This is a genomic window from Paenibacillus zeisoli, from assembly GCF_003994465.1.
In the GTDB taxonomy this organism is placed as follows: domain Bacteria; phylum Bacillota; class Bacilli; order Paenibacillales; family Paenibacillaceae; genus Fontibacillus; species Fontibacillus zeisoli.
On the sequence record NZ_RZNX01000001.1, the window covers coordinates 302562 to 313080 of the forward strand.

Genomic DNA, 10519 nt, shown 5'->3' on the forward strand with positions numbered 1-10519 from the left:
TCTATCAGATGAACTGTCCAGACTAACCTATTATATTAGGTTAGGGGTGAGGAGATGCAAAATTTATGCCATAGCTTATATGAGTCCAAGCTGCTGGAAGAAGCCTATATTCCGCAGATAGCCGCTTATTACTATAAGCAGTGGGATGGCTTTGAGATGAAGTTTCATAGACATAACCGTGTGGAAGTCATGTATGTCATCTCCGGTACTTGCAGGGTAGATACGGAAGCCCAGTCTTTCAGGTTGAAAAAGGGTGACTTCATCCTTCTTGATGCGGATGTTCTCCATAAGCTGCATGTGGATCAAGGCTGTCCGTGCCGTATGCTGAATGTGGAGTTTCATTTTGCCAAGGCTGGTTCAGATGTTCCGAGTATGAAAGTGATGGCAGAAGGTAACCGGGCTGTTGCCCAGCTTCTTGCTCTGAAAGTTCCTTATGTTTTGTTAAGAGAGAATGGCGACGTATATGCCACACTCAAGAACTTGATCCATGAGATGGATGCCAAGGCCGCAGATAATCAGCTGATGATTAACCTGCTGCTCTCCCAGTTAATTATTCGCATAGCCACTCTGGCTGTGGAAGCGGCACCTGGTGATGCACACGAATCTAACAAATATGTCAGTAAAATGATCACCTATATTCACCAGAATTACGACCGGGACATTCGGGTCCTGGACATCGCCAGTGCTGTGAATCTGCACCCTGGTTATGTACACCGTATATTCAAAGCATGTACTGGCCGAACGGTTACCGAATTTTTGACGATTTACCGTATAGAGAAAGCCCAAATGCTGCTCTCCCATACGGATATCCCTGTTGTTGAAATCTCCGACTATATCGGAATCAACAGTTCTCAATATTTCAGTACGCTATTCAAGAAAATTACCGGCAAGACGCCAATGGAATATCGGAAGCCAAAGTGAGGATTTTGAACATTTCATGGATAACCGGCTAGGATTTTGATAACGCTTTCCAAATCAACCTGATACAATCCGATTTATAAGGAATGGTCATGAACATTTCTATTCATTATTCTTCGTATGAGGTTAAGAGGGAGGCGTTGTTGTGTCATTCAAAATTGCTTTTATAGGTGCAGGAAGTATCGGATTTACAAGAGGGCTTCTGCGGGATTTGTTATCCGTCCCTGAATTTAGCCATATCGAAGTGGCTTTCACGGATATTAATCGCCACAATCTGGATATGGTCACTGAACTCTGCCAAAGGGATATTGATGAGAACGGGCTTCAGATTAAGATTCAAGCCTCGCTTGACCGCCGGGAAGCGCTTAAGGATGCTAAGTATATCTTTACGGTTGTCCGGATCGGGGGCCTCGACGCATTTCAAATGGATGTGGATATCCCACTGAAATACGGGATCGACCAATGTGTAGGGGATACCTTGTGTGCCGGGGGAATTATGTACGGACAGCGCGGGATCGCAGAAATGATGAATATATGCAAGGATATTCGTGAGGTGGCCCATCCCGACTGTCTGCTTCTTAATTATGCGAATCCGATGGCGATGCTTACCTGGGCGTGTAATCAATACGGCGGTGTTCGAACCATCGGATTATGTCATGGTGTGCAGGGAGGACATGGGCAGATCGCAGAAGCGCTGGGTCTCCAGCAGGAGGAAGTCGACATTGTGTGTGCAGGGATCAACCATCAAACGTGGTATATTCAGGTCCAACACAAAGGTATAGATATGACGGGTAAGCTGCTCGAGGCTTTCGAGAATCATCCTGAATTCAAGTTAACCGAGAAAGTCCGCATCGATATGCTTAGACGCTTTGGTTACTACAGTACTGAATCTAACGGCCATCTGAGCGAGTACGTACCCTGGTATCGCAAGCGCCCGGACGAGATCAAAGAGTGGATCGATCTGGGTACCTGGATCAATGGGGAGACAGGTGGTTATTTGAGGGTATGTACGGAGGGACGAAGCTGGTTCGAGACAGATTTTCCGAACTGGATGAAGGAGCCGGCCATGAAGTACTCAGCTGAGAACCGAGGTCAGGAGCATGGTTCCTATATCATTGAGGGACTGGAGACCGGTAGAGTCTACCGGGGACACTTTAACGTTGTCAACAATGGAATCATAACGAATCTACCGAATGATGCGATCATTGAGGCGCCAGGCTATGTGGATCGTAACGGCATATCCATGCCGCACGTTGGTGATCTGCCACTTGGCTGTGCAGCGGTCTGCAATGTAAGTATCTCTGTGCAGCGGCTCGCTGTTGAAGCCGCGATGGCTGGAGATGATCTCCTGCTTCGCCAAGCGATGATGATGGACCCGCTGGTCGGCGCCGTATGTAATCCCAAGGAGATCTGGCAGCTGGTCGATGAGATGCTGGTGGCTCAGGAGCAGTGGCTGCCTCAGTATTCGGAAGCTATTGTCATGGCCAAGGAACGACAGGCAAGCGGCAGTCTGATTCCTACCAGGAACTATGAGGGGGCAGCCAGATTAAAGGTGAAGAGTGTCGATGAGATGAAGGAGAACCGCGAAGAAGCCAGCCGGAATGCAGGTGAATCCGATAAAGCAAAGGAACGGCCAGCCGCGATAAAGTAGTATACAGTTCCTGCCAATGCAACGAAATAGAACCCGCCTTGTTGGGGGTTCTTCTTTGTATAAATTGAGATGAGCCACCTGAGTTGGCTCTTTTTTTTGTCAAAAAACAATTGTAATAAGTGTAAGATATCTAATTGTAAACCAACTGGAACTAATGTAATATAGTGGAAAATAGAAAGGAGGGATAATATGGGGGAGAATTGGATTACGTACGCGATTGTGTTGGTTTTTATCATTCTGTTTGATGCGATGATCAGAATGAATAGAAGAATACGACGCTCGGAATCCAAGCTGGAATGGTTGAAAGATCACTCTCAGGTTCCTGAGTATCCCTTGGATGAAGAGCTTCGACAACTCATTAGAGACAAAGAGAAGATCCAAGCGATCAAGAAGGCCAAACAGCAGTTGGGCTTGTCACTTAAGGAAGCTAAAGATTACGTAGACGCACTATAGAGATATCTTAAAAGATATCTCTTAGTCTACCTTTTATTGGAATGACCTTTGTAATTGGTATGGTCAACTGAAGTAAAATTGGTCGTTCCAATATCCGATTTTTGTAGTTATAATTTTCCATAAGAACAAGAAAGAGGTCAAAACAGCGAGATTTATAGGAATTTAACATAGTTTTACGCAGATTTAACATATTAACGCCTCACTACTTTAGTGTATTGTAACATTAATGTATTTATGTCATAAAGTAACTTGCATACGAATTGTATCAGATAGACCCCAGTACTTCTCAGAACCCCAAAAAGCTAGGGAGGCCATCATGGTGCAAGAGCTCTTAATAAATATTAATAAAACGATGAATATTCCATTAAATCGGCAAATTTACGATCAAATTCGTAAAGCGATTCTATCAGGCACGTTGCATAAAGGAGATATATTACCACCATCCAGGCAGCTGGCTGAACAGCTTGAGGTATCACGTTCGGTCATTATCCAAGCCTATGAACAGCTTCAGGCTGAAGGTTACCTGATTATGAGAAAAGGATCGGGCACCTTTGTAGCCGACAACGCCGTACTCCACATCACTCAATCGAAGCACGAACTGAATCGAATGAAAGTAGATTCCAGTCTTAACTTGATCGATTGCTCCTCTAAAGAAACCACAAGAAATGACCAGTTATCCGTACTATATGATTTCAGACACGGTGTACCCGCATGGGACGTCGTGCCCATGGATCAGTGGCAGAAATCCCTGATTCGAACGTGCCGCAAGGCAACTCCCGAGCTGCTCGGCTATGGGCCGGTAGAAGGCTCGCTTGCCCTTCGGAAGGAGATTGCAAGGCTGCTCCGTGCCTGCCGCTCAATTCCGGTACAACCGGAACAAATAGTGATTACGACTGGAGCAACGCAGGCGCTTGATATCCTGGCGAGATTGTTCATTAAGCCTGGCGATCAAGTCATTGTTGAAGATCCGGCACACAGCTTTCTGCGTGATATCTTCCACTTCTCGGGAGCCAAGATGGTTCCGGTACCCGTGGATAAGCAGGGTCTGCAAGTGGACCAGATCAACAACTTGGTTATGCCCCAGCAACAGGGGACAGGTCCAGCCAAGCTGGTCTATGTCACGCCTTCTCACCAATTTCCTACGGGAGTTACTCTTTCGCTGGAACGAAGATTGGAATTGCTTGAATGGGCAGAGCGAGAAGGGGCCTACATTGTTGAAGACGATTATGACAGTGAATATCGCTATGTTGGAAAGAAGGTATCGGCGCTTGCCGGGCTCGACGTGTCCGGGAGAATCGTATACGTAGGCAGCTTTAGCAAGATCTTGTTCCCTGCGCTGCGAATCGGCTATGCCGTCCTTCCTCATGCTCTTCTTAAGCCCTTTCTATCCATTAAGCAGATAACTGATAGAATGACTCCGTCTATTGAGCAGGAGGCGCTCGCTGATTTCATAAGGAACGGACAATATGCCAAGCATGTGAATCATATGGGCAAAATGTATGCTGCCAAGAGATCCGCTCTTATTCTTGCCCTGGAACGTGAGTTTGGCGAAAAAGTCCGTTATTTCGGAGATCAGGCAGGACTTCATCTCTTGATTGAGATAGATTCAAGCGCCAGCGAAGAGACAATAGCTGCCCGCGCTCTGCATTATGGGGTCAGAGTCTACCCTGCCGGAGGTTACTTCGCAGGGAACAAGCGGGACAACCCTACTTTTGTTCTGGGATATTCCAACTTAAGTGAGGAGCAAATCGATATGGGTATCCGGTGCTTTGCTCAGGCCGAAATCGAGTGCGCCAGCCGGGAGGTGATCACGGTCTGATTACGGCTTGAATTTATCTATCAACTTGGTTGTTGCATTGGCTCACAATTCCATAGGAGGTGTATGTAGTTGTTGAAAGGAGCCTTGAAGAAGCTGCTCAGCAAACAGTCCCTCTCAGGGACGGAGGCAGAATACTGCATGAATCATATTCTGTCCGGGGCAGCGGAACCTCTACAGGTTGCGGCCTTCCTCAGTGCTGCTGAGGCGAAAGGAACAGAGAAGGAGGAGCTGCTGGGGTATCTGAGAGCCATGTGGTCTCAAATGATACCTGTTAAGCGAACCGGAGACGTCGTGGATATTTGCGGAACCGGGGGAGATATGCTTGGATCCTTCAATATCTCGACGGCAGCCGCCCTAATCGCAAGCGCAGCCGGAGCCCAGGTAGCGAAGTGCGGCAACCGTTCATCCAGCAGCTCTTGCGGAAGCGCGGATCTTCTGGAAGCAGCCGGCATCCGAATTGAGTTATCCAGCACGGAGGCTGACGGCTGGCTGCGTGAGCATGGGTTTGCCTTCCTGTTCACCCCTAAGTTTCATCCTTCAATCAGTTCGTTGTCTGCTTTAAGACGCAGTCTTGGATTCCGGACGATCTTTAACCTTATTGGGCCACTGGGAAATCCTATCCGGCCAACCAGACGGTTGATGGGTGTATCCAGTGCAGCACTCGCTCCACTTTATGCCGACATCCTTTGCTCCATTGGGACTGAACATTCACTTGTGGCGCTGGGAATGGATGGGATGGATGAGATCAGTCTTTCTGCACCTACGGTACTTTATGAAATTAAGGGACAAGCCGTCACCCGGTCTTTGTGGGAACCGCAATCCATTGGACTCCAGTATGTTGATATTGAGGAATTGAAGGGAGGTACGGTACAGGACAACGTAAATATTTTACACATGCTGTTTGAAGGAAGCCGTCAAGTGTCTGCTATACGTCAGGTGACCTGCGTGAATGCGGGAGCCGCACTTATGATTTCAGGACTTACGGATACGCTCCAGGAAGGTTACTGGTTGGCTGATGAGACAATCTCTTCCGGCAAAGCCGGTACAAAGTTGCAGGAACTTATGAACAGCAGCATTCAAATACGTGAGGAGGCTCAAAATTATGTTCATGCTGAATGAAATCATTGCAAACAAACGACTCGAAGTCGAGGACAAGAAACGCTTAAGACCTCTGGAGGATCTTCAGGGAAAGCTTCGTGAAGCCAGACCGGTAAGAGACTTCTATCATGCACTAAATTTGCCGGGAATTTCATTGATTGCCGAGATTAAGAAGAAATCACCATCCAAGGGTGAATTTCCTGTTCAAATTGCTGCGGCCGAGTTAGCTCATCTTTATTGCCAGAATGGTGCCCGAGCTATCTCAGTACTGGCTGACGAGAAATTTTTCGGTGGAGGAGCACATGTGGTGGAGCGGGTTGCTAATGACCCTGGCGTTCATCTGCCGGTCATGTATAAGGAATTTATTATTGATCCCTATCAAATTTATGAAGCACGTTCAATAGGGGCGGATGCTGTACTGTTAATCGTTCGCAGTATTGGAGACAAAGGAACTCTCGCAGAGATGATAGGTACTGTTCATAATCTTGGCATGCAGGCTTTAGTGGAGTGCTTCACCGCTGACGATGCGGCAATCGCTGTGGAAGCCGGGGCACGCATTATCGGGGTGAACAATCGGGATTTGCAGACATTTGAAGTGGATTTGAAGCGTTCTGAAGAGATCAGATCCGTAATTCCTGAGGGAGCTCTAACGGTTAGTGAGAGTGGGCTTAAGACTCCTGCCGATGCCCTGGAGGCTCAGCAGCGGGGGTTCGATGCCATTTTAGTTGGAGAAGCGTTGCTTAAATCAGAAGACTTAACCAAGAGCATCAGGGGCTTTGCCGGACTGGAAATCGCTGAACAACAATCTAATCGATAAGAGAGGCAGCTGATCTATAATGGAAGGATTTTTCGGGCAGTATGGCGGGGCGTATGTGGCTGAGACACTGATTCGTAATCTGGAGGAGCTGTACGGGGAGTACGAGAGAATTAAGGATGAGGAAGACTTCCGCGAAGAAATTTCCCAGCTTCTTAAAAACTTCGTCGGTCGGCCTACGCCGATCTCAGCGCTTCACCGCATTACCGCTGAGCTTGGTGGAGCAAAGATCTATCTCAAGCGTGAAGATTTAACCCATACCGGGGCGCACAAGATTAACAATGCGCTGGCCCAGGCTGTTCTTGCCAAACGAATGGGCAAAACACGTATCGTTGCCGAGACAGGTGCAGGGCAGCATGGAGTTGCTGTGGCAACCGCCTGCAGTCTGCTAGGAATGACCTGTGTCGTCTATATGGGAGCCGTGGATGCTGAGCGCCAGGCGCCCAATGTACAGCGCATGAAGCTTCTTGGTGCAGAACTTCATTTGGTCCACAGTGGACAAAAGACGCTGAAAGACGCCATTAGTGAAGCGATACGTGACTGGATCACCAATGTAGAAGATACGCATTATTTACTAGGCTCCGCGGTTGGCCCTCATCCTTTCCCGAATATGGTCCGGGATTTCCAGTCTGTGATCGGAGAAGAAGCCAGGGAGCAAATTCTCGAGGCAGAAGGAAGATTGCCGGATTATGTGATTGCCTGTGTTGGAGGAGGAAGCAACTCGATCGGGATGTTCAATGCTTTCCTTGATGATGCGGATGTGAAATTGGTCGGAGTCCAGGCTGCGGGTGAAGGTCTTGAATCAGGGAAGCACGCCTCCCCACTGCTAAAAGGAACTCACGGGATTATCCAGGGCAGTCTCACCTATATGCTCCAGGATGAAGACGGACAAATTCTCGAGACACATAGTATTGCACCGGGTCTGGATTATCCAGGAGCCGGGCCTCAGCACAGTTATCTCAAGGACACCGGAAGAGTGGAGTATACCTCCGTAAATGACCGGGAAGCTTTGATGGCCTTCGAGGAATTATGCCGGAAAGAAGGCATACTCCCTGCATTAGAATCATCCCATGCTGTGGCGTATGCACTTAAGCTGGTAAGCCAGCTTCCTAAAGATGCCCTTGTACTGGTTAACCTTTCGGGACGTGGTGACAAGGATCTGAGCCAGGCAATTGCAGCTTTGGAGCAACTTAAGAATGCGGAGGTGCTGGTATGAGCCGTATTGATCAAATGTTTGCCCGCTTACGTGAACAAGGTGAGTGCGCATTAATCCCTTATATTCCTGTTGGATACCCGACTGTGGAAGGATCAGAATCTCTGATCCGCACGATTGCCGAATCCGGCGCAGACCTCATTGAGCTTGGAGTGCCATACGCTGATCCTCTAGCCGATGGCCCAACCATCCAGGAGGCAAGCTTAAAGGCCGTATCCAATGGAGTCAATCTTAAGTCATGTATAGCTATGGTGCGCACACTTCGGGATAAGGGTCTCGAGACTCCCATCGTCTTGATGGGGTACTGCAACTCTTTTCTGGCTTACGGGCTGGACAATCTGGCGGACGATGCCAAGGAAGCCGGCATAGACGGGTTCATCATTCCGGATCTGCCCTCAACTATGGCGAAGCCTTATGTGGAAATTTTTGAAGCCAGAGGGCTCAAGAACATCTTCTTCCTGGCTCCGACAACGAGCGAAGCGAGAGAGGCTGCGGTGGTGGAACAGGGTCAAGGCTTCCTGTACTGCATCTCGGTAACGGGAGTAACCGGGGAGAGAAAGTCATTGCCTGCTGAGCTGCGGGATTTCATTCATCAAGCCAGACAAGTAACTACACTCCCGCTTGCCGTAGGTTTCGGAATTTCCAATGAGGAGCATGTACGTGAGGTCAGTGAATATGCGGATGGAGCGATTGTAGGAAGTGCTCTTATTAATGTGATCAAGCAGTCAGAGCCTCATGAGATTGAGGCCAAAGCTGGAGAATTTATCCGTACACTGAAACAGGCTACAAGAAAAGCTGCAACCCCGATCTAATGAAGAAGGAGAATCCCATGGTTCGAGTCAAAATATGCGGTTTGACCAACAAGGAATCTGCCTGGGCTGCGGTTGAGGCAGGTGCTGATGCGATAGGATTTGTATTTGCTGAGGGAAGACGCAGGATCACTCCAGTGCTCGCGCGGGAGATTATCCGTTCACTTCCACCCTATATCACGACAACAGGCGTTTTTGTAAATGAAGAGCTGAATCAGGTCAATCAGATTGCGGATTTTTGCCGGTTGGACCTTCTCCAGCTGCATGGTGACGAAACCCCTGAATACTGCAACCGTGCCGTCCGGCCGGTCGTCAAGACGATTCATATGGGTGCCGGGGTTCCCGATGACGAGTATATCCAGAACCGGTACGGTGAGAGAGTGCGGGCGTTCCTGCTGGATACCTTTGTAGCTGGAGCAACCGGAGGAACAGGACAGACATTTCCGTGGTCTAGTGTACAGAAGATGCGTATAAGGACACCTATCATTCTCGCTGGTGGGCTCCACCCCGTTAATGTAGCTGAGGCTATCCGTCTGACACAGCCATTTTCTGTTGATGTAAGCAGTGGGGTGGAGACGAATGGGCAGAAGGACCCGGCCAAAATGCGGGAATTCGTTCACGCTGTCCGGAGCTGCAGTCCCGTATTCTTTGGAGACCCGCACTAATACGTACAAAAGGAGGTTCGTGCATGCTTCAATCTTTGATTATCGGATTTGGAAGAGCGGGAAAAGGTCTCCATTACCACTGTCTTCGCAAAGCAAACCAAACGGGAAGTCATACGAGCCTATTCCATCCTCAAGTTGGAGTGGTGGATCCGAATGTCGGTGCTCTTGGCCTAAGTCAAGCAAGGCTGACGGGCTTCTCAAGCCTGGCTGAGGTAAAGGGATTCGAACCGGAGAATACGGTGGTGCATATTTGTACGCCGCCCGAACTTCATACGGCTTCGCTGCTTGAGGTGGTCAAAATGGGATACCGCAAAATTATTATGGAGAAGCCACTTACGACCACCGAGAAGGAACTGGAGGTTATTCGCGGGATCCAGGATAAGTACCGATGTGAGGTACTGGTGGTTGCGAATTGGTTATCGAGTTCTTTAACCAAGAGTATCCATGCTCTGATTAAATCCAATATTTTTGGCCCTCTGCGTTATCTAACTGCGGAACAGAATAAATCCCGCTTATCACGTACCTTGGCTAATCCCAGCCATCAGAATGCCTTTGATGTCGAAATCCCGCATCTGGTCGCCCTATCCTTACTGTTAGGCGGAACGAATGCGATCATCAAGGAATCTGAGGTAAAAGATATGCTTTTTGGGGATCATGTGATCCCAAATATGGGTATGGCCAAGCTGACCCTGCATCAGGATCAAGGTCTTATCTCCCGTCTCAGTTCCAACTTGGCAACGCCAGTACGGAAGCGAAGAATTCAGCTTAATTTTGACAGCCACGTGGTCTTCGGATATTACCCTTCGGCCCAGGATGACAGCCATGCCTGGCTTGAAATATGCGATGGGAACGGACGTCTGCTGGACGAACAAATTTTGCACGATGACCCGTTATCCGCAGTATTTATCGAGTATTATCAGTACTTTGCAGGTATCGGTGAGAAGCCGGTAAGTGACCTGGATTTCAATGCCAAAGTGGTCACGCTAATATGCCAGGCTAAGAAGTTATGCGGACTTATGACAGATGAATCTGAACCATCGGATGTAAGTCTAACTTACAATATGGTCAATATGGGGTGA

The 10519-nt window shown here is 48.5% G+C and carries 10 protein-coding genes; all 10 read left to right on the plus strand.

The genetic code is table 11. The features are described 5' to 3' along the window. Window positions 1-54 precede the first annotated feature (54 nt). A complete protein-coding gene (locus tag EJP77_RS01345; RefSeq protein ID WP_127197392.1) occupies window positions 55-921 on the plus strand; it encodes an AraC family transcriptional regulator in 867 nt (288 codons plus the stop codon). 142 nt (window positions 922-1063) lie between these two features. Next, window positions 1064-2569, plus strand: coding sequence for an alpha-glucosidase/alpha-galactosidase (gene melA, locus EJP77_RS01350; RefSeq protein ID WP_127197393.1), 1506 nt, complete (start codon window positions 1064-1066; stop codon window positions 2567-2569). A gap of 189 nt (window positions 2570-2758) precedes the next feature. Beyond that, window positions 2759-3022 (plus strand): ribosomal protein L7/L12, encoded by a 264-nt coding sequence (locus EJP77_RS01355; RefSeq protein WP_127197394.1) that lies wholly within the window; start codon window positions 2759-2761, stop codon window positions 3020-3022. A 316-nt stretch (window positions 3023-3338) separates the two neighbouring features. Further along, window positions 3339-4841: a MocR-like pyridoxine biosynthesis transcription factor PdxR gene (gene pdxR, locus EJP77_RS01360; RefSeq protein ID WP_185897093.1), complete on the plus strand. Its 1503-nt coding sequence runs from the start codon at window positions 3339-3341 to the stop codon at window positions 4839-4841. A gap of 69 nt (window positions 4842-4910) precedes the next feature. Continuing rightward, window positions 4911-5960, plus strand: a complete 1050-nt coding sequence (gene trpD, locus EJP77_RS01365) for an anthranilate phosphoribosyltransferase (RefSeq protein ID WP_127197396.1) — start codon at window positions 4911-4913, stop codon at window positions 5958-5960. Then, window positions 5944-6756 carry an indole-3-glycerol phosphate synthase TrpC gene (gene trpC / locus EJP77_RS01370; RefSeq protein ID WP_127197397.1) on the plus strand — a complete coding sequence of 271 codons (813 nt, stop codon included), beginning with the start codon at window positions 5944-5946 and terminating at the stop codon, window positions 6754-6756. Before trpD ends, trpC begins: the two co-directional genes overlap by 17 nt. 19 nt (window positions 6757-6775) lie before the next feature. After that, window positions 6776-7969 (plus strand): tryptophan synthase subunit beta, encoded by a 1194-nt coding sequence (gene trpB, locus EJP77_RS01375; RefSeq protein ID WP_127197398.1) that lies wholly within the window; start codon window positions 6776-6778, stop codon window positions 7967-7969. Then, complete coding sequence (gene trpA, locus EJP77_RS01380) at window positions 7966-8778, plus strand: tryptophan synthase subunit alpha (RefSeq protein WP_127197399.1); 813 nt, start codon at window positions 7966-7968, stop codon at window positions 8776-8778. The genes trpB and trpA overlap by 4 nt, the downstream gene beginning before the upstream one ends. Window positions 8779-8795: 17 nt before the next feature. After that, window positions 8796-9440, plus strand: a complete 645-nt coding sequence (locus EJP77_RS01385; RefSeq protein WP_127197400.1) for a phosphoribosylanthranilate isomerase — start codon at window positions 8796-8798, stop codon at window positions 9438-9440. A 23-nt stretch (window positions 9441-9463) separates the two neighbouring features. Beyond that, window positions 9464-10519 carry a Gfo/Idh/MocA family oxidoreductase gene (locus tag EJP77_RS01390; protein WP_127197401.1) on the plus strand — a complete coding sequence of 352 codons (1056 nt, stop codon included), beginning with the start codon at window positions 9464-9466 and terminating at the stop codon, window positions 10517-10519.

Excerpts from the sequence above, each read along its gene's own strand:
- EJP77_RS01345 (WP_127197392.1), top strand. The coding sequence starts at position 55 with ATGCAAAATTTATGCCATAGCTTATATGAGTCCAAGCTGCTGGAAGAA.
- EJP77_RS01355 (WP_127197394.1), top strand. The coding sequence starts at position 2,759 with ATGGGGGAGAATTGGATTACGTACGCGATTGTGTTGGTTTTTATCATT.
- pdxR (WP_185897093.1), top strand. The coding sequence starts at position 3,339 with ATGGTGCAAGAGCTCTTAATAAATATTAATAAAACGATGAATATTCCA.
- trpC (WP_127197397.1), top strand. The coding sequence starts at position 5,944 with ATGTTCATGCTGAATGAAATCATTGCAAACAAACGACTCGAAGTCGAG.
- trpB (WP_127197398.1), top strand. The coding sequence starts at position 6,776 with ATGGAAGGATTTTTCGGGCAGTATGGCGGGGCGTATGTGGCTGAGACA.
- trpA (WP_127197399.1), top strand. The coding sequence starts at position 7,966 with ATGAGCCGTATTGATCAAATGTTTGCCCGCTTACGTGAACAAGGTGAG.
- EJP77_RS01385 (WP_127197400.1), top strand. The coding sequence starts at position 8,796 with ATGGTTCGAGTCAAAATATGCGGTTTGACCAACAAGGAATCTGCCTGG.
- EJP77_RS01390 (WP_127197401.1), top strand. The coding sequence starts at position 9,464 with ATGCTTCAATCTTTGATTATCGGATTTGGAAGAGCGGGAAAAGGTCTC.